At 62.0% G+C, this 19208-nt stretch carries 14 protein-coding genes; 5 read left to right on the forward strand and 9 right to left on the reverse strand.

The features are described from left to right. Positions 1-141 precede the first annotated feature (141 nt). From J5Y06_RS19175 to J5Y06_RS19185, 3 genes are all read left to right on the forward strand, one after another. A complete protein-coding gene (locus J5Y06_RS19175) occupies positions 142-2154 on the forward strand; it encodes an acetyl-CoA carboxylase biotin carboxylase subunit (protein ID WP_209336809.1) in 2013 nt (670 codons plus the stop codon). Positions 2155-2256: 102 nt separating this feature from the next. Beyond that, a complete protein-coding gene (gene dnaE / locus J5Y06_RS19180) occupies positions 2257-5781 on the forward strand; it encodes a DNA polymerase III subunit alpha (protein WP_209336810.1) in 3525 nt (1174 codons plus the stop codon). Beyond that, positions 5778-6767, forward strand: a complete 990-nt coding sequence (locus tag J5Y06_RS19185) for a DUF2156 domain-containing protein (RefSeq protein ID WP_209336811.1) — start codon at positions 5778-5780, stop codon at positions 6765-6767. Before dnaE ends, J5Y06_RS19185 begins: the two co-directional genes overlap by 4 nt. Here the strand turns inward: J5Y06_RS19185 and J5Y06_RS19190 are convergent, their stop codons facing one another. The 3 genes from J5Y06_RS19190 to J5Y06_RS19200 form a co-directional block, all read right to left on the reverse strand. After that, the gene (locus tag J5Y06_RS19190; protein WP_209336812.1) at positions 6768-8087 is read right to left on the reverse strand and encodes a DNA polymerase IV; all 1320 of its coding nucleotides are present in this window, start codon (positions 8085-8087) and stop codon (positions 6768-6770) included. Between the two features lie 67 nt (positions 8088-8154). Beyond that, positions 8155-8820, reverse strand: a complete 666-nt coding sequence (locus tag J5Y06_RS19195; RefSeq protein WP_209336813.1) for a hypothetical protein — start codon at positions 8818-8820, stop codon at positions 8155-8157. Continuing rightward, positions 8817-9119 (reverse strand): DUF3572 domain-containing protein, encoded by a 303-nt coding sequence (locus tag J5Y06_RS19200; protein ID WP_209336814.1) that lies wholly within the window; start codon positions 9117-9119, stop codon positions 8817-8819. The genes J5Y06_RS19195 and J5Y06_RS19200 overlap by 4 nt, the downstream gene beginning before the upstream one ends. A gap of 161 nt (positions 9120-9280) precedes the next feature. Between J5Y06_RS19200 and J5Y06_RS19205 the strand changes: the two genes are divergently transcribed. Then, on the forward strand, positions 9281-9652 hold the full coding sequence (locus J5Y06_RS19205; protein WP_209336815.1) for a response regulator: 372 nt from the start codon (positions 9281-9283) through the stop codon (positions 9650-9652). 22 nt (positions 9653-9674) lie between these two features. After that, entirely contained in the window at positions 9675-11045 is a 1371-nt protein-coding gene (locus J5Y06_RS19210) for a PleD family two-component system response regulator (protein WP_209336816.1), read from the forward strand. A 374-nt stretch (positions 11046-11419) separates the two neighbouring features. Here the strand turns inward: J5Y06_RS19210 and rpmG are convergent, their stop codons facing one another. The 6 genes from rpmG to topA all read right to left on the reverse strand — a co-directional run bounded on the left by rpmG (position 11420) and on the right by topA (position 19028). Continuing rightward, positions 11420-11587, reverse strand: a complete 168-nt coding sequence (rpmG, locus tag J5Y06_RS19215) for a 50S ribosomal protein L33 (protein ID WP_209336817.1) — start codon at positions 11585-11587, stop codon at positions 11420-11422. A gap of 84 nt (positions 11588-11671) precedes the next feature. Continuing rightward, on the reverse strand, positions 11672-12865 hold the full coding sequence (locus tag J5Y06_RS19220) for an MFS transporter (protein WP_209336908.1): 1194 nt from the start codon (positions 12863-12865) through the stop codon (positions 11672-11674). Positions 12866-12878: 13 nt separating this feature from the next. Continuing rightward, positions 12879-13625 (reverse strand): NUDIX hydrolase, encoded by a 747-nt coding sequence (locus tag J5Y06_RS19225; RefSeq protein WP_209336818.1) that lies wholly within the window; start codon positions 13623-13625, stop codon positions 12879-12881. Further along, positions 13622-14080 (reverse strand): DUF983 domain-containing protein, encoded by a 459-nt coding sequence (locus J5Y06_RS19230; RefSeq protein WP_209336819.1) that lies wholly within the window; start codon positions 14078-14080, stop codon positions 13622-13624. The genes J5Y06_RS19225 and J5Y06_RS19230 overlap by 4 nt, the downstream gene beginning before the upstream one ends. Further along, positions 14077-16395, reverse strand: coding sequence for a ribonuclease R (gene rnr / locus J5Y06_RS19235; RefSeq protein WP_209336820.1), 2319 nt, complete (start codon positions 16393-16395; stop codon positions 14077-14079). Before rnr ends, J5Y06_RS19230 begins: the two co-directional genes overlap by 4 nt. A 5-nt stretch (positions 16396-16400) precedes the next feature. Beyond that, positions 16401-19028 (reverse strand): type I DNA topoisomerase, encoded by a 2628-nt coding sequence (gene topA, locus J5Y06_RS19240; protein WP_209336821.1) that lies wholly within the window; start codon positions 19026-19028, stop codon positions 16401-16403. Between the last annotated feature and the right edge of the window lie 180 nt (positions 19029-19208).

Below are 19208 nucleotides of genomic sequence, written 5' to 3' on the forward strand. Positions count from 1 at the left end.
CCGCTAGAAATCTCTCCGTCGGAGTGGACGCGTTCGGTCGCGACCTCCGCCGGCAGCCACTTCCAAAGCAAACATTCGTTCGGCTCGCTTGACGCTTGCGCCAGAGATCATAAAAGGGGCGTGCTCACGAGGACCTAACAAGTGTTCGACAAGATATTGATCGCCAACCGTGGCGAAATCGCCTGCCGCGTCATCAAGTCCGCCAGGAAGATGGGCATCAAGACCGTGGCGGTGTATTCCGACGCCGATCGCGATGCGATGCATGTCGAGATGGCGGATGAAGCCGTCCACATTGGCCCGGCGCCGGCCGCGCAAAGCTATCTCGTCGCAGAGAAAATCATTGAAGCCTGCAAGCAAACGGGCGCGCAAGCCGTGCATCCGGGCTACGGCTTCCTGTCCGAGCGCGCTTCTTTTTGTGCGGCGCTGGAAAAGGAAGGCATCACCTTTATCGGTCCCAAGCCGAAGGCCATTGAGGCCATGGGCGACAAGATCGAATCCAAGAAATTTGCCAATGCCGCGAAGGTCAGCACGGTGCCGGGCTATCTCGGCGAAATCCGCGATGCCGATCATGCGGTCGAAATCGCCGGGGAGATCGGCTATCCGGTGATGATCAAGGCATCCGCCGGCGGCGGCGGCAAGGGCATGCGTATCGCCTGGAACGAGGCCGAAACCCGCGAAGGCTTCCAGTCCTCGCGCAACGAAGCCAAGAGCTCGTTCGGCGACGACCGCATCTTCATCGAAAAGTTCGTGGTCGATCCCCGCCACATCGAGATCCAGGTCTTGGGCGACAGCCACGGCAACGTGATCTATCTCGGCGAACGCGAATGCTCGATCCAGCGCCGCAACCAGAAGGTCGTGGAAGAAGCGCCGTCGCCGTTCCTGGACGAGGAAACGCGGCGCGCCATGGGCGAGCAGTCGGTCGCGCTTGCGAAGGCCGTGGACTACCAGAGCGCCGGCACGGTCGAGTTCATCGTCGACAAGGACAAGAACTTTTATTTCCTCGAGATGAACACCCGCCTGCAGGTCGAGCATCCGGTGACGGAACTCGTAACCGGCGTGGACCTCGTCGAGCAGATGATCCGCGTCGCCTTTGGCGAGAAGCTGTCGATCAGGCAGGACGACGTGACACTGAACGGATGGGCGGTGGAAAGCCGGCTTTATGCCGAGGACCCATACCGTAACTTCCTGCCGTCGATCGGCCGCTTGACGCGTTATCGCCCTCCGGAGGAAGGCCAGTCCGGCGACATCATCGTGCGCAACGACACAGGCGTGACGGAGGGATCTGAGATTTCGATGTTCTATGACCCGATGATCGCCAAGCTCTGCACCTGGGCGCCCACGCGTATCGAGGCGATCGATGCGATGTCAGTTGCCCTGGACGAGTTCGTGGTAGACGGCATCGAGCACAACATCCCCTTCCTCGCAGCTCTGATGCAGCATCCGCGCTGGCGTGAGGGCCGCTTGTCGACTGGCTTCATTGCCGAGGAATATCCCGATGGCTTTGCTCCGCGTCAGCCGGATGCGGAAGAGCAGAAGGTAATCGCCGCTGTGGCGCTGGCGGTGGAACTCCTTCGTCGCGACCGGCTCGACCGCCACACGGGCCGCCTTGCGCCGCATTCCGGTGTCATGAAGCAGGAGTGGGTTGTTCGCATCGGTGACGATTACATTAATGCGTCGATCATTGAAGGCATGATCTCGGCACCCATCGAGGTTGATGTTGCCATTGCGGGCGCAAAGCCCGTCACCGTGACGTCGGACTGGCGCCCGGGCGAACCTGTTTGGAAAGGCGAAGTCGGCGGCAGGCCTGTTTCTGCGCAGATCCGCCCCGTTCTCAACGGCAGCCGCATTGCCTGGAACGGCAAAGCCGTGATTGCCAAGGTTATGCTGCCGCAAACGGCCCAGCTCGAAAAGCTGATGCCGGTGAAGCTGCCGCCGGACACGTCGAAGATGCTGCTGTGCCCGATGCCTGGCCTGGTTGTCTCGATCTCGGTCGAGGAAGGCCAGGAGGTCAAGGCCGGTGAAACGCTCGCCGTGGTCGAAGCCATGAAGATGGAAAACGTGTTGCGGGCGGAGCGCGACCTCACGATCTCCAAGGTCAATGCCAAGGCTGGCGACAGCCTTGCGGTGGATGCTGTGATCATGGAGTTCGCCTGATGGCATCTGTGAACTGCAAGCGGTTTTGACTCGCTTCCCGTCTCTTGATCCCGGACAATGCCGCCACGACATCTGAGTCCTGCCGGCTGAGCCGTTTACATCATGAGCGACAAACTTCCCCGCGATCCGCTTCTGCGTGAAGCAGCCATCAAGGCCGGCCAGCCGGAAGCGCCGGCGCGGCCTTTCGTGCATCTGCGCGTTCATTCGGCCTACTCCCTGCTGGAGGGCGCGCTGCCGGTGGGCAAGATCGTTGGCCATGCCGTCAAGGACAATGCGCCGGCAATCGCAATCACCGACACCAACAACCTGTTTGGTGCGCTGGAGTTCGCGCAAAAGGCAACCAAGGAAGGCGTGCAGCCCATCGTCGGCTGCCAACTCGACCTGTGCTTCGACGACGAGGAAGCCGACACCTCGCGTTCGGCCCGGCGAACAGGACCGACCTATTATCCTTTGATCCTGATCTCGGCGACGGAAGCGGGCTACGCCAACTTGGTCAGGCTCGTCAGCCGCTCCTATCTCAACCACCCCGACGTGGTTTCCCCGCATGTTCTGATGGACTGGGTGGAAGAGCTTGCTGGCGGCATCATCTGCCTCACCGGCGGCCCGATGGGTGCAGTGGGTGCGATGCTCGCTGCCGACAAGCGCCCGCTTGCGGACACGCGCATCCAGAAGCTCAAGGCTATCTTCGGCGATCGGCTTTACGTCGAACTGCAGCGACAACAAGGCTACAACCGCCATGTCGAGGCCGGCCTAATCGATCTCGCCTATGCGCATGACCTGCCGCTTGTCGCCACCAACGAAGCCTTCTTCCCCAAGCGTGACGATTATGACGCGCATGATGCTCTGGTGGCGATCGCCGAAGGCTCTGTGGTGGCCGAAGACAATCGCCGGCGGCTGACGGCCGACCACTACCTCAAGAGCCAGGCCGAGATGAGCCGGCTTTTCGCCGACCTGCCGGAAGCGATCGACTCCACGGTCGAGATCGCCATGCGATGTTCGTATTACCCGCAGAACCGCAAACCAATCCTGCCGCGCTTCACAGGCGGCGACGTGGCCGATGCCGAAGAAGCCGTGAAGGCGGAAGCCGACGAGTTGAAACGGCAGGCACGCGAAGGTCTGGCTTACCGGCTCGAGCATTTCGGCATCACGCCCGGCTACACGCCCGAGCAGTATTCCGAGCGGCTGGAATTCGAGCTCGGCATCATCGAGCGCATGAAGTTCCCTGGGTACTTCCTGATCGTGGCGGACTTCATCAAGTGGGCTAAGGCGCACGACATCCCGGTCGGTCCGGGCCGTGGTTCGGGTGCAGGCTCGCTCGTGGCGTATGCGCTGACCATTACGGACGTCGATCCGCTGCGGTTTTCGCTGCTGTTCGAGCGCTTCCTCAATCCCGACCGCGTTTCGATGCCCGACTTCGACATCGACTTCTGCCAGGATCGGCGTGAAGAGGTGATCCGCTATGTTCAGGCGAAGTATGGCCGCGACCAGGTCGGCCAGATCATCACCTTTGGAACGCTGCAGGCGCGCGCGGTGCTGCGCGACGTCGGTCGCGTCCTCCAGATGCCCTATGGCCAGGTGGACCGTCTTTGCAAGATGGTGCCGGCCAACCCCGCCAATCCGGTGACGCTGGCCAAGGCGATCGAAGGCGAGCCGCGCTTCCAGGAAGAGATCGACCGCGAGCCCATCGTGCAAACGCTGCTCGACATAGCCCAGAAGCTGGAAGGTCTTTACCGTCACGCCTCGACGCATGCCGCCGGCATCGTGATCGGTGACCGCCCGCTGTCGGAACTCGTGCCGATGTATCGCGATCCGCGCTCTGACATGCCGGTCACGCAGTTCAACATGAAGTATGTCGAGCAGGCGGGCTTGGTGAAGTTCGACTTCCTCGGGCTGAAGACGCTGACCACGTTGGAAAACGCTGTACGCCTCATCAAGCGGCGCGGCGTCGACATTGATCTGCCGCGCCTGCCGCTGGACGATCAGAAGACCTACGAGATGCTGTCGCGCGGAGAGGTCGTCGGCGTGTTCCAGGTGGAATCGGCCGGCATGCGCAAGGCGCTGATCGGCATGAAGCCCGACCGCATCGAGGACATCATTGCACTCGTGGCGTTGTATCGCCCGGGTCCGATGGAAAACATCCCGACCTACAATGCCCGCAAGCACGGCGAAGAGGAAATCGCGTCGATCCATCCGATGATCGACCACCTGGTGAAGGAAACGCAGGGCGTCATCGTCTACCAGGAACAGGTGATGCAGATCGCCCAGGTCCTGTCGGGCTATACACTGGGCGAAGCCGATCTCTTGCGCCGCGCAATGGGTAAGAAGATCCGCGCTGAAATGGAAGTGCAGCGCGTGCGCTTCGTTGAAGGCGCGATGAAGAACGGGCTCACCAAGCCGCAGGCCGACTTCATCTTCGACCTTCTTGCGAAGTTTGCGGACTACGGCTTCAACAAGTCGCATGCCGCGGCCTACGCCATCGTTTCCTACCAGACGGCGTATCTTAAGGCGCATTACCCCGTGGAGTTCCTGGCGGCGTCCATGACGCTCGACATGAACAACACGGAAAAGCTGTCGGACTTCCGGCAGGATGCGATGCGGCTCGGGATCGAGGTGGTTCCCCCTTCGGTGAAGACCTCGCACCGGATCTTCGAGGTGGGCGACAACAAGATCTTCTACTCGCTTTCGGCCATCAAGGGTGTCGGCGAGGCGGCGGTGGAGCACATCGTGGCGGTTCGGGCTGATAGACAGTTCAGTTCGCTGGAAGATTTCTGCACGCGTATCGACTGCAAGATCGTCGGCAAGCGCGTTTTCGAAAGCCTGATCCAGGCCGGGGCGTTCGACTGCTTCGGCTATGACAGGGCTTCCCTGATGGCGGGCATCGAACGCATGATGGGAATGGCAGCCCGTGCCGCAGAAAACGCTGCGAGCGGCCAGGGCGACATCTTCGGGATGGGTGCCGCTGCGCAACCGGAGAAGCTTTACCTGCCGCAAGCGGACCCATGGCTGCCGGCAGACCGGTTGCAGCGCGAATTCCAGGCCATCGGCTTCTACCTTTCCGCTCACCCCTTGGACGAATACCGCAAGGTGCTCGAAAAGATGCGAGTGCAGAACTGGAGTGACTTCCAGGCAGCCGTGAAGAAGGGCGCAACGGCAGGACGGCTGGCAGGCACCGTCACGTCCAAGCAGGAGCGCCGCACCCGCACCGGCAACAAGATGGGCATCATTATGCTCTCGGACGCATCCGGTCAGTATGAAGCGGTGATGTTTTCCGAAACCCTGGCGCAATATCGCGACATGCTGGAGCCCGGTACGTCTGTCGTGATCACCGTCGCTGCGGAGGATCGACCGGAGGGCGTCAACCTGCGCATCCAGACCGTGCAGTCGCTCGACGAGGAAGCGAGCCGCGTGCAGAAAGCGCTGCGCGTGTTCGTGCGCGATGCTGCGCCCATCCAGGTTGTTTCGACACAGCTGACCACGCGCGGGGAAGGGCAGGTCAGCTTTGTTGTCATCAAGGAAGGTGGGCGAGGTGAAATCGAGATCGAACTGCCCAACCGCTACCGTATCGAGCAACGCATGGCGTCCGCCATCAAGGCCGTCCCCGGCGTGGTGGAAGTCGAACTGGTTTGAGAATCACGGAATTCGCATCAGCCACCCGCCACGCCCTTCTTCAACGGCATGGCTCCTTTCCGATCGCCTATTCCGCAGCCTTTCAGCAAGATCTGCTGCGCTTCGGGGACGAGAGGGGCTTCCTCGCCTACACGGTGGTGGGCGGAACAGCCTTTGTGCTGGCTGACCCGATTGCCCCACCCGAGCACCGCGCTGACCTGATCGACGCCTTCCTTGCCCGGCACAAGGACGTCAGCTTCTGGCAAATTTCGCGCGCAACCGCTGCACTTCTGAACGAGCGGGGTTTCTTCGTGAACGCGCTCGGAACGGAAACCGTTGTGGATCTCCAGCGCTTCACCTTTGCGGGACCGGCGCGGCGCAGTTTCCGGACGGCCGTGAACCGCTTCGCGTCATCAGGGCACGTGGTGCGGGAGGTCGTGATCGACAGCACGGTATCGGAGCAGCTGCAGGCGATCTCGGAGGGCTGGCGAAAATCCAAGGCCACGAAGAACCGCGAGCTTCGCTTCCTTGTTCGTCCGGTGGTTCTTGCCGACGAGCCAGGCGTGCGCAAATTCGTCCTTTTCAACGCCGCGGGAGATGCGGAAGGGTTCGCTTTCTTTGATCCGATCTTCGAAGACAGCAAAGCGGTAGGCTACCTTTCCGCAACGCGCCGCTGGCTGCCGGGCACTGACCCGCTTGCCGGCTACCTCCTGATGCGCGCGGCAATCGAAACGTTCCAAGACGAAGGCGTGCGTGACCTCCACCTTGGCTTGTCGCCGTTCCACAAGATCGAGGACAAGGAGTTCAACAAGAACTGGGTGACGCGGCGCGCTTTTCGCTTCTTCTACACGAATGAGCTCACCAACCGCTGGTTCTACCCGGTTCGCTCGCTTTCGCAGCACAAGGACATCTACGGCGGCGAGCAGCGGCTGGTTTACGTTGCCTTCAACAGGCTGCCGGCGCTGCTTCGGCTGGTGAAACTTCTCAGGGCGTGCCGGATCCTGTGATCAGTCTTCTTCCAGTTCCTGGATGATGGGTCGCCGCTTAACGCGGCCAAAGGTGTAGCCGGTTTCCACAGCCGTCTTTCCGAACTTTTCGCGCAGCGAATCCATGGCGCCTTCCGCCAGGGCCCTTTTGCGCGCGCTGCTATCAACGAGATCCGCAGGATCGGCCCGCGCGTCGTCGCTCAGATCGGACACACCGATGCCGAGCAGGCGATAGCGGGTTCCGTCCATTTCGCGTTGCAGAAGTTTCAGGCCGGTCTCGAAGATACGGTCGGCAAGCCGGGTCGGATCGGACAGCTGCTTGTTGCGCGTCCGGCTCTTGAAATCACGGGTCTTGAGTTTCAGCACCACGGTTCGTCCGGCAATGCCACTCCTTTTCAGGCGTTCCGACACACGCTCGGATAGCGCCCGCAGGATGGGCACGAGATCCTCCTTGGCGCTGAGATCGCTGTTGAACGTCGTTTCGGCCGAAACGCTTTTCGCCTCGCGCTCCGGGGAAACCCTGCGCGTGTCTTCGCCGCGCGACAGGTGGAACAGGCGGTCTCCCATTCCGCCATAGCGCTTCATGAGCTCGCCGCGATCAAGGGCCTGGATCTGGCCGATGGTGCGCAAGCCGTCGCGCTCCAGAACGGATGCGAAAGACTGCCCAACGCCCCAGATCAGCGTCACCGGCTGGTCCCGCAGAAACGACACCGCTTCGGTTTCCCCAATCACCGAAAAGCCGCGCGGCTTGTCGAAGTCCGACGCCACCTTGGCGAGGAACTTGCAGTAGGAAAGCCCAACCGAGACGGTGATGCCGACTTCGCTTTCCACCCGTTTTGCAAAGCCCGCTAGAACCCGTGCGGGCGGTTCTCGATGGAGCGCTTCCGTTCCGGCGAGATCAAGAAACGCTTCGTCGATGGAGATCGGCTGCACCAGCGGCGTGAGGTCCTGCATCATCGTTCTAACCTGCCGGCCGACACGCGCATATCTTTCCATGTCCGGCTTCACGATCACCGCGTCAGGACAGGCGGCGAGCGCCTTGAACATCGGCATGGCCGAGCGCACGCCATGGATTCGCGCGATATAACAAGCGGTAGATACTACGCCGCGCTTGCCGCCGCCGATGATCACCGGCTTGTCGCGCAACTCGGGATTGTCGCGCTTTTCTACCGCGGCATAGAAGGCATCGCAGTCGATATGCGCGAGCGACAGCCGGTAAAGTTCAGTGTGGCGAAGCACGCGCGGGCTCCCGCATGCGTCGCAGCGACGCCCGGCGGTGCGCTGTTGCGAAAGACAATCGCGGCAGAATCCGTGTTCGGGATTGTTGACGGCAGCAGCCATGGCGCGGAACGTAAATGGAACATCGTCACCGTAGCGGGCAAGGTCCGTTCCCGCAAGGGCGGATGCCCTAGTTGCCGCGGGGGATCCCCAATGCCTCGGCGATGCGGGGCGCGGCATCCGCCCAACTCGCCACATGGTGCATGCCTTCCTCCAGCGGATCGAGCAGCGCGCGAACCTCGTCGTCTCCCATCATGTGGAAGACATGGGCGTCGGGCACCGCCCGCCGCACGGAAACGAGGTTGTGTGGGATATCGTCCACGAAAGCGACCGCGCGGTCTGTTTGCCCCCGCAGCCGCCGCACGGCGGGACCCTTGGGGGCTTCGGTGGTCAGCAGGGGATAAGGCAGCCCCAGCGCATCCAGATGGAGGCGGCGGGCATCGCGATGCTTGTGCGGCATGGCGGTGAGGAGCACGATCTCGGCGGCATCGCCAAAGCTTGCCAGTGCGTCGGCCGCACCCTCGGTCAAGGGCTGCCAATCCGCCTGGTTGCCGAAGAAGTCGTCGATCATCTCGCGCACCTTCGCCACAGGCGCTTCCTCGCGCGTCACCTTGTCGATGATGTTGCCTGTGAGCTTGAAGGTCCTGAGCTTCAGTTCGAAGCCTTGCTGATCTAGGAAGTTAGGGAACACGCGCAGGAACTCCAGCAGCACGTCGTCCACGTCCAGAACCAGCAGGGGACGCGTGTCGGCTGCCAGTTCGGCAATCTGCCGGGCGGTTTCGGGATCGTCACTCATATGGACCTGTCATAATCATCGGAGCCGTTCGGCAGCGCCTGGCGCGCCCGCTCAACATTTGCGGGATCGAGGTCTGCTGCCTGTGAAAACGCAATCAACGTGGGTTCATGCGCCAGGATGAAATCCAGAACGCCAGCGAGAAACCCGGGTGCTCGTGCTGCCGACCGGATCTGGCTCGGCTCGATCCCCGTCACGCCAACGAAGCGGTTCATGAGGTCGACGTCGGAAGCAATAAAGCTCAGCGCCTGGATCGCGATCGTTTCGGCCGTCTGTTTGTCGCGAGTCACGCGCGTTTCCATCTTTTCCAAGAGAAGCGCATAAGCCGCACGGTAGCCGCGCGCAACCGGGATGGCTGCAAAGCGCCGGCCGCGGTTTGCGTTTCATCAATGAGTTTATAGCTATAGTGCAAGCCCGTGGTCGCCAGGGCTGCTTCCCCAACGCCACGAGGAACGGAGACAGCATGTCGAAAAAGGTGATGATCGTCGAGGACAACGAGCTCAACATGAAGCTCTTCCGCGACCTGATCGAAGCCAGCGGCTACGAAACCGTTCGGACCCGCAATGGCCTCGAAGCGCTTGAACTCGCCCGCGAGCACCGGCCGGACCTGATCCTGATGGATATTCAGCTGCCCGAGGTTTCGGGGCTGGAGGTCACGAAATGGCTCAAGGAAGATGACGACCTCCACACGATCCCGGTGATCGCGGTGACGGCTTTCGCCATGAAGGGCGACGAGGAGCGGATCCGGCAGGGCGGGTGCGAGGCGTATATTTCAAAGCCCATTTCCGTCGGCAAATTCATAGAGACCATCAAGTCCTATCTCGGCGACGCCTGAGAAACCGGAGCGTGCTGCGACCATGACTGCTCGACTTCTTGTTGTTGACGACGTTCCCGCCAATGTGAAGCTGCTGGAAGCGCGGCTTACCGCCGAGTATTTCGAGGTGGTGACGGCCAGCAATGGCGCTGATGCGCTGGCCATCTGCCGCACGGACAAAGTAGACCTGGTGCTGCTCGACGTCATGATGCCCGGCATGGACGGGTTCGAGGTGTGCGAGACGCTGAAAGCCGATCCGCGCACCGCTCACATCCCCGTCGTGATGATCACGGCGCTGGACCAGGTTTCGGATCGCATTCGCGGTCTGGATGCCGGCGCGGATGATTTCCTCACCAAGCCTGTCGACGATCTGCAACTGATGACGCGTGTGCGCTCGCTGGTGCGGTTGAAGGCTTTAACCGACGAATTGCGGCTCCGTTCAGCCACCACGCGCGATATCGGCCTGGAAATCCTGCTTGGGCGCAAGACGCCGCAAGAAGATCACATGCCGCTGGTGCTCCTGATCGACGAACGGCCATCGTCCTACACGCGGCTGATGCCGATATTGGAAGAAGCGGGCGCGGCGGATCTCGCCGTGGAGCCGCAGGCGGGCCTCTTCCAGGCGGCCGAAAAGCCCTACGAGTGCATTCTCGTGTCCGCGAACTTCGCAAACTTCGATCCGCTGCGCTTGTGTGCCCAGCTGCGTTCGCTGGACCGCACCCGCAACATCCCGATCATCCTGCTGGCAGATGCGGCGGATGACAGCACGATCTTCCGGGCGCTTGAGATCGGCGTGAACGATTTCCTGATCCGACCCGTGGATCGCCAGGAGCTGCTGGCGCGGCTGCGCACCCAGGTGAAGCGCAAGCGCTACAACGATGAGCTGCGCGCGAGCGTCACGCAAACGATCGTCATGGCCGTGACCGATCCGCTCACCGGCCTCCACAACCGCCGCTACCTCGACACGCATCTTTCAACGCTCCTGGAACGGGCGCAGGGGCGGGGGCGCTCGCTTGCCGTGCTGATCACCGATCTCGACCGCTTCAAAAGCATCAACGATCGCTTCGGCCATGATGGCGGCGACGATGTTTTACGCGAGTTTGCACGACGGCTGCGCAAGAATGTCCGCGGCATCGACCTTGCGTGCCGGTTTGGTGGCGAAGAGTTCGTGGTGGTGATGCCCGATACGAGTGCCGATGTCGCCCACAGTGTTGCCGAACGAATCCGCGGCGAGGTTGCTGCCCGACCGTTTGCCGTTGGTCGCGATGGCGTCCCGCATGAGGTGACCGTCAGCGTTGGCGTGGCGCAAATGCAGCTTGGCGACACGCCGGCCGTTCTCATGAAGCGCGCCGATATCGCGCTCTATGATGCCAAGACATCGGGGCGGAATCGAGTTGTCGCAGCGGCCGCCTGACCGCCCAACCTCTTCCGAATCAGCTGCCTGATCACCCATCTAACGCACGCGTGTCAAGAGTCGGTTTAACCTTAACGACAGGTTGACAGCGGCTATCCCTAACAAAACGTTGCTTTTTCCCGCCTGAATGAGCAAATCTCCAGTGCAAGGACATGCACCGTCTATGGGTTCGGCGGAACATGTTCTTGGAGAAACCCCATGATGCTCAGGTCCGCCGCATCTCCTGGGTTCGTGGGGTCGGCCGACCGGCGCTGGCACACAGTGGCCTCCTCGTACCGCTGCCAGATTGCCGGTCGGCCCCCACCACCTTGACTTTTCGCAAAACAAAAAAGCCGCCCCGAGGGCGGCCTTTGCACGTTCAATCTGCCAGGATCTTACTTGATCTTGGTTTCCTTGAAATCGACGTGCTTCTTCGCAATCGGATCGTACTTGCGGAAGGAGAGCTTGTCGGTCTTGGTGCGGCTGTTCTTGCTCGTGACGTAGAAGAAGCCGGTGTCGGCCGTCGACAGAAGCTTGATCTTGATGTTTGCGGCTTTTGCCATGGTTCTATCCGTTCGAATGGAGCGCGCGCGCCGCAAGGTCCCGCAGCGCAAGGTTGGCGTCTGATACCAACTGCGGCCTGAAAGTCAACCCGGCGCCGACCGCCGCCTCATCCGGATCGTCACCAGAACGATAAAGCCAACAAAGAAGAGCGACATTGCGAGGCTGAAACCGCGCGGCCCGAAGAGATCCATGAACAGCCCGATCACCTGCGGCCCGAGCAGCATGCCGACGCCATAGCAAAACACGAAGGCTGCATTGGCGGACGCGAGTTCATGCCCGGCTAGGCGCGAACCAAGATGCGCAAGGCCGACGGTGTAGAGCCCCGCCACAACGCCGCCCCAGACGAACAGGGTGGCCGCTACAAGCAACCAGGACCCTTCCACCAGCATCAGCGTCAACATGCCAATGAGCCCAACCGCGGCACAAGCGAGGAGGATGATGCGGCGATCTGAAACGCGATCGCTGAGCATCCCGATCGGGATTTGCAGCAACACGTTGCCGAGCCCGATCATCGCCAGGAGACCTGCCATTTCTGCAAGTTCATAGCCGACGCGTGTGCCGTAAACAGGAAAAAGCGCGTAGCTGCCTGTTTCCACGGCCCCGTAAACCAGAACCGCTGCTGTGGCTGCCGGTACGAGCCAGATGTAGCGAACGAAGCTGCGCTCTTCAGCCGTGTCGCCGCGCGTTAGGTGTGGCGCTTCGCGTCGGGCAGCCCAGACCGGGAAAGCGGCCAGTGCGATCAGGCCCATGGCAATGGCGAAGGGCAGGAAACCACCGCTGCCGACAAAACTGAAAACGATCGGACCCAGCGCAAACCCCAGCGACAGGACGGTCGCATAAAGTCCGAGAATGAAGCCGCGCCTTTCCGGCGGGGCCGAGGTGCTGATCCAGAATTCAGACAGGATGAAGAGCGTTGTCAGCGCAACGTGGAGCGTGATGCGCAGCGGAAACCAGACCCAGAAGGGCTCTGCCAGAAAGAAGCCGAAGATCGAGAGGGCGCCGAGCAGGATCATGCCGAGCATGGTTGGTACCACGCCGAAGCGGGTGGCAAGCGGCGTTGCAAGCGGCGCAGCCGCAATGGACGCCAACCCAGCGGTGGCCGTGTTCAAACCGATCGCGCTTGCCGAATGACCCCGTTCTTCCAGGATCACGCTGAGAAGGGGCGCGCCGAGGCCCATTGCCGTGCCAACCACGCTGATGGCGGCGATTGCGGCGAACACCGATCGCCAGCGGATGCGCGCGGCAGAATCAGCCGCATCGATCGTTCCGACGTGCATCGGAGCCAACGGACTAGATCAACTGGCGCTGAAAGCGGTTGTGAAGCATGCGGTAAAAGGGCGTGGGCTGTTCGGGCGAAAGCTCCGGATCGTCCTGCAGCCGCTTCTCGAGATCAGCGAGGATGGTCATCGTGATCGAGGGCAGATCGGCCTTCCTGGCTTCTGCAAAGGTCAACCATGAGAGTTCCTCGAGCTCGAGGGTGGGGCCCTCAGGAAGGGCAACAGCCACGTCATCGCGCCAAGCGGTAAGAAAGCGCGTGTCGAAGCGGCGCACGCGTCCGGGCGGCGTGATCGCGCGAGCCACGAAGCGGAGCTTGGACAGGTTCGGCGCAACCGAGTGTTCGGAGAAAGCCTGCCACCCGTCCTTGGCGGTGGCAAACTCGGTTTTGTCGCCAATCAGCAGGCCGGCTTCTTCATAGGTTTCGCGGATGGCCGACAGCGCAATCGCGCGGGCGCGTGCCGGAGTGGCCTTGCGCCCCAAGCCCATCAAGCGGCGCTCGACGTCGGGGTGGAGCGAGGCGGCCACGGGAACGCGCGAATCGGTTGGGTCGGTCCGTCCGCCGGGAAACACGAACTTGCCCGGCATAAAGGCGTGCCGGCTGGCACGCTTGCCCATCAGCACGCGTGGCTCCCTGCCGCTGCGGTCGAGAAGGATCAACGTCGCCGCATCGCGAGGGCGGAGCGGACCTTTGCCGAGGGCGAAATCACCGGCTTCCTTCTTGTCGAGCTCAGCCCGGCTCATGCCCTCAAGCGTCGTCATCTTCCCGTTCCTCCCCTCGGCTCGATCTCCGGATGGGTCTCGAGCTCCTCCTCATGACCGCCAAAGCCATGCATGTACAGGGCCCATTGCAGGCCCACCACCGCACCCTTGATCGGCTGCAGCAAAACCACGCAGGCGATGATCGTCACGGGTATCCAGATCGCCAGATGTTGCCAAAGGGCAAGGTTGCCAACGGTTTCCACGCCCATAAAGGCTGCCACCACAACGTGGCCGACGATGAATACGACGATGTAGGCCGGCAGGTCGTCCGCGCGGTGATGGCGCAAAACCTCGCCGCAATTGGCACAATGGTCGTCGACCTTGATGAAAGCGCGGAAGATCTTGCCTTCGTTGCAGTGTGGACACCGGCCGCGGAAGCCGCGCCACATCGCCTGGATCCAGTCACGTGCGGGGCGACCGCCATCCGAGGTGCGTTGGATCTCCGTCGTATTCATTTGTGCCTCCTGCTGCCGCGAGTGGGACTCCGCGACGCTTGCCCGATCCGCGCCCGCTGGCGCTCACGGCCGGATTTCGACTTGTGGAAAGAGCGCGTGCCTTCCCGCATCGGCTTGGCTTCAGACAACATTTCGAAGCGCAGTGCGCCCGCCAAAGGCGCAACCTCCGCGAGCCGAACTTCCACGACGTCCGAAAGCTGGAACCCCGCTCCTGATCGTTCCCCGACCATGGCACGCGCCGCTTCATCGAAGATATAGTATTCACGGCCAAGCGTTGCGACCGGCACAAAGCCATCAGCGCCCAACTCCGGCAATTGGACAAAAAGCCCAGCCTTGGTGACGCCGGAGACACGCGCTTCGAAGGTTTCACCGACGCGTTCCGCCAGATGAGCGGCAATCAGCCGATCCACCGTGTCACGTTCGGCTGCCATGGCGCGCCGTTCGCTTGCGGAAATCAGTTCGCCGATCGTCCCCAGCCGTTCGACTTCCCCGCCCGTGAGGCCGTCGGATCCAAGCCCCAGTGCGGTAATCAGAGCCCGATGCACGATCAGATCGGCATAACGGCGAATCGGCGAGGTGAAGTGGGCGTAGCGGCGCAGGTTCAGGCCGAAGTGGCCGATGTTCTCCGGCCCGTACTCGGCCTGGCTTTGCGAGCGCAGCACGACCTGGTTCACGAGGGTCTCGTGTTCGGTGCCCTCCACGCGTGACAGGATCTGATTGAACTGCCCCGGCTTCATCTGGGCGCCGTGAGCCAGCGAGTGACCGATCGTTTGCAGGAATTCGCGCAGCGATTCCTGCTTGGCCAGCGAGGGCGCATCGTGGCGGCGGTAGATCAGCGGCTGACGCTTGTTTTCCAGCGTTTCCGCAGCGGCAACGTTGGCCTGGATCATGAATTCTTCGATGAGCTTGTGCGCATCGAGACGTGGCGGCACGACCACGCGATCAACCGTACCTTCCGGCGTCAGGAGAATTTTGCGCTCGGGCAGGTCGAGTTCCAGCGGCTGGCGCTTGTCACGGCCACGCTTCAACGTGGCATAGGCATCCCACAACGGACGCAACACCGTTGCGAGCAGGGGACGCGTCTTGTCGTCCGTCGCACCGTCGATGGCCGCTTGCGCCTGCTGGTACGATAGCTTGGCGTGAGACCGCATCAAGATGCGGTGGAAACTGTGGCGGATCTTTCTCCCGTCGGAAGCAAACACCATGCGCACCGCCATGGCCGGGCGATCCTCGCCTTCGCGCAAGGAACAAAGGTCATTGGAAATCCGCTCCGGCAGCATCGGAACGACGCGGTCCGGGAAATAAACCGAATTGCCGCGTTCCAGCGCTTCGCGATCAAGCGCCGAGCCGGGCCGAACGTAAGCGGCAACGTCGGCAATCGCCACCGTCGCGATCACACCGGAAGGATTCGCCTCGTCGGGATCTGGCACCGCATGCACCGCGTCGTCGTGATCCTTTGCATCCGCCGGATCGATGGTGATCAACGGGAGGTCGCGCCAGTCCTCGCGCCCTGCAAGCGTGGCATGCTCCGCTTCTTCCGCTTCGGCTAGCGTGGCGGCCGAAAACACATGCGGGATCTCGTGCGCGTGGATGGCGATCATCGACACCGCCTTTTCGCTGGCGAGCGAGCCTACCACCGTGACGACGCGGCCCCGCGGCAGCCCGTAGCGGACGTTGCCCGCCGGCTCCGCTTCGACGAGGTCGCCGACTTCCGCGCCGTTCAGGTCATCCAGGATCAGTTCGGGCTGTCGGCGCTCCACCGGATCAAGGCGCCAGCCATCGCGCGCCTTTCGTACAACGCCCAGCATCGTTTCGCGCCGACGTTCCAGCACCTTGACGATGCGGCCTGTGTAGGGTGGGCCGTCGGGATCCTTGCTCGGGAAGATCTTGGCGAGGATCCGCTGGCCGACACCCGGCGCCGGACCCTTGTCGCCACGCCCGGCGCGGATCGCCACGCGTATCAAGTCGTCTTCGCCTTCAACCGGTTTGCCGATGAGACCGCCGTCTCCGTCGCGCGACACGATGTCGAGCACCGCAACCGGGGGTAGGGTGCCGGGACGAGAGAGCCTCTTGGCCCGTTTCTGGAGAACGCCATCGTCCTGCAGGTCGCGCAGCATGTCTTTCAGCCAAACGCGATCCTCGCCCTTCAGGTTGAAGGCCTTCGCGATCTCGCGCTTGCCCGACTGGTCTGGGTTTTCGGCAATGAAGCGAAGCAGGTCGTCGCGGTTCGGACGGTAGGCTGCGCTCGACCCTGCAGGAACAGCCGCGCCCTTGGATGCCTTGCGCTTGCCTGTTCCCGGGATCTTACGTGCCACGTGCTTCAGGCTTTCTTCGCTTTGGCGGCCGGCTTTTTGGCTGCCGTCTTCTTTGCCGCTTTCGCCGGCGCCTTGTCGGCGGCGGCTTTCCGAGCCGGTGCCTTTTTGCGGCCAGTTGATGCCGCGCCACCCTTGGCCGCAATCAGCGCCAACGCATCCTCTAGGGTGACGGACGCGGGATCCTTGCCCTTCGGCAGCGTTGCGTTGACCTTGCCATGGTTGACGTAGGGACCAAAGCGACCTTCGCGAACGGTGATCGCGCCGCCGCCATCGGGATGCTCGCCAAGCTCCTTCAGAGCGGCCGGCGTTGCGCGGCCCCGGCCTGGCCCCTTCGTCTGCTTCTCCGCAATCACCGACACCGCCCGATTGATGCCGATCGAGAACACGTCCTCGATCGACTCGAGATTGGCATAAGAACCATCATGAAGGAGAAAAGGTCCGTAGCGCCCGAGACCGGCCGAAATCATCTTGCCGGACTCTGGATGCTTTCCGACATCGCGCGGCAACGCGAGAAGGGCGAGCGCCTTTTCGTGGTCGATCTGGTCGGGAGTCCAACCCTTCGGCAGGCTGGAGCGCTTCGCTTCCTTGCCGTCGCCGCGCTGAACATAAGGGCCGAAGCGCCCGTTCTTCAGCGTGATTTCCTCGGATGTGTAGGGGTCCTTGCCTAGAACGCGGTCGCCGCCTTCCATGGCACCGCCCCCTTCAGCCGGGTTATCCCCAAGCTGCTTGGTATAGGAGCATTCCGGATAGTTCGAGCAGCCGACAAAAGCGCCGAACTTGCCGAGCTTAAGCGACAACTGGCCATTGCCGCATTTCGGGCAACTGCGTGGATGCGACCCATCCTCGCGCTCGGGAAAAACGAGAGGCGCTAGATCCTCGTTGAGGGCGTCGAGCACGTCGGTGACGCGCAGTTCCTTGATGTCGTCCACAGCTGCGGAGAAGTCTCGCCAGAAGTCGCGCAAGACGTCCTTCCAGGCAAGCTTTCCGTCGGAAATCTCGTCCAGCTTTTCTTCGAGCGCTGCCGTGAAGTCGTATTCGACATAGCGGTCAAAGAAGCTTTCAAGAAAGGCGGTGACGATGCGGCCCTTGGAGTGCGGCATCAGCTTACGCTTATCGATCGTGATGTATTCCCGATCCTCCAGCGTCTTCAGCGTCGAAGCATAGGTGGACGGGCGGCCGATGCCGAGCTCTTCCATCTTCTTGATCAGCGAGGCTTCCGAATAGCGGGGCGGCGGCTCGGTGGAATGCTGGGTGGCCAGGATCGCTTCGCGCGCCAGTGCCTCGTTTGCGCGAATATCCGGGAGCCTCCCGTCTTCCTCGTCGGGCGAGTCTTCGTCGCGTTGGTCTGTGTAAGCGGCAATGAAGCCGTCAAAGCGGATGACGGAGCCAACCGCGCGCAGAGCCGCCTCGCGGCTCCCGTTCTTCGCCTCGATCTCAACCGTGGTGCGCTCGATCTCGGCCGGTTGCATCTGGCTCGCGATGGCGCGCTTCCAGATCAGTTCATAAAGCCGCGCCTGATCAGCATCGAGGTACTGCCGCACCGATGCGGGCGTGCGCGAAAAATCGGTTGGACGCACGGCTTCGTGCGCTTCCTGGGCGTTCTTGGCCTTGGCCGAATACTGGCGCGGCTTTTCCGGAAGGTATTTATCGCCAAACTCCTTGGCGATCGTCGCCCGCGCCGCCGAAATCGCTTCCGGCGCCATCTGGACGCCATCGGTTCGCATGTAGGTGATGAGGCCGGTGGTTTCGCCGCCGATGTCCACGCCCTCATAAAGGCGCTGAGCAACCTGCATCGTCCGCGAGGCTCCGAAGCCCATGCGCGAGGATGCAGCCTGCTGCAGGGTCGACGTGGTGAAGGGCGGGCCCGGGTTGCGCTTGGTGGGCTTTGCTTCAACGGACGCGGCCTTGAAGGTGGCACCCTCAAGCATGGCCTTTATGTCGTTGGCCTGCGCTTCGTTCTTGATGTCGAGGCGCTGCAGCTTCTTGCCCTCGAAGCCCGTCAATCGCGCTTCGAACCCGTCGCCGCGCGGTGTGTTCAGGTTGGCGGCGATGTTCCAGTATTCTTCGCGGATGAAGCGCTCGATCTCGGCTTCCCGATCGCACACCAGCCGCAACGCAACCGATTGAACGCGGCCGGCGGAGCGAGTACCGGGCAGCTTGCGCCACAGAACTGGCGAGAGCGTGAAGCCGACAAGATAATCAAGCGCCCGGCGGGCAAGATACGCCTCGACGAGGGGGCCATCGATGTCCCGCGGATTGGCAATCGCTTCCAGGACGGCCTGCTTGGTGATTGCGTTGAACACCACCCGCTTCACGGGCTTGTCCTTCAACACCTTCTTCTGGCGAAGAACTTCCAGCACGTGCCAGGAAATGGCTTCCCCTTCGCGGTCCGGATCGGTCGCAAGGATGAGGCCGTCGGCAGACTTCAAGGCAGAGGCGATTTCGGTCAGGCGCTTGGAAGAAGCCGAATCAACGCTCCACGTCATGGCGAAGTCGTCGTCTGGAAGCACCGAGCCATCCTTCGCCGGAAGGTCGCGAACATGGCCGAAGGAGGCTAGAACCGTGTAGTTCTTGCCAAGATACTTGTTGATCGTTTTCGCCTTTGCGGGCGACTCGACGACGACGACATCCATAATGTTGAGTGCTTTCCCTAGCGCGAGCCGGAAACCGACTTGGCTGTCGGTTCGATCGCAAGGCCCGTCACATGGCGGCGGATCAGCGTTCGGTCAAGAGGAGAGGGTCTGCGGCGCCGATGTTTGCAACCTATCCGAGCTCAACGTCTATGTTGCAATTTTAAGTTTCGCTGATAATCT

Origin of the sequence: Tianweitania sediminis, from assembly GCF_017813335.1 — a bacterium.
Classification (GTDB): domain Bacteria; phylum Pseudomonadota; class Alphaproteobacteria; order Rhizobiales; family Rhizobiaceae; genus Tianweitania; species Tianweitania sediminis.

What these genes read in the sequence shown, in the direction of transcription:
- J5Y06_RS19230 (WP_209336819.1), bottom strand. Translation starts at nt 14,080, where the DNA reads ATGAATACGACGGAGATCCAACGCACCTCGGATGGCGGTCGCCCCGCA.
- dnaE (WP_209336810.1), top strand. Translation starts at nt 2,257, where the DNA reads ATGAGCGACAAACTTCCCCGCGATCCGCTTCTGCGTGAAGCAGCCATC.
- J5Y06_RS19220 (WP_209336908.1), bottom strand. Translation starts at nt 12,865, where the DNA reads ATGCACGTCGGAACGATCGATGCGGCTGATTCTGCCGCGCGCATCCGC.
- J5Y06_RS19200 (WP_209336814.1), bottom strand. Translation starts at nt 9,119, where the DNA reads ATGGAAACGCGCGTGACTCGCGACAAACAGACGGCCGAAACGATCGCG.
- J5Y06_RS19195 (WP_209336813.1), bottom strand. Translation starts at nt 8,820, where the DNA reads ATGAGTGACGATCCCGAAACCGCCCGGCAGATTGCCGAACTGGCAGCC.
- rpmG (WP_209336817.1), bottom strand. Translation starts at nt 11,587, where the DNA reads ATGGCAAAAGCCGCAAACATCAAGATCAAGCTTCTGTCGACGGCCGAC.
- J5Y06_RS19225 (WP_209336818.1), bottom strand. Translation starts at nt 13,625, where the DNA reads ATGACGACGCTTGAGGGCATGAGCCGGGCTGAGCTCGACAAGAAGGAA.
- topA (WP_209336821.1), bottom strand. Translation starts at nt 19,028, where the DNA reads ATGGATGTCGTCGTCGTCGAGTCGCCCGCAAAGGCGAAAACGATCAAC.
- J5Y06_RS19210 (WP_209336816.1), top strand. Translation starts at nt 9,675, where the DNA reads ATGACTGCTCGACTTCTTGTTGTTGACGACGTTCCCGCCAATGTGAAG.
- J5Y06_RS19190 (WP_209336812.1), bottom strand. Translation starts at nt 8,087, where the DNA reads ATGGCTGCTGCCGTCAACAATCCCGAACACGGATTCTGCCGCGATTGT.
- J5Y06_RS19205 (WP_209336815.1), top strand. Translation starts at nt 9,281, where the DNA reads ATGTCGAAAAAGGTGATGATCGTCGAGGACAACGAGCTCAACATGAAG.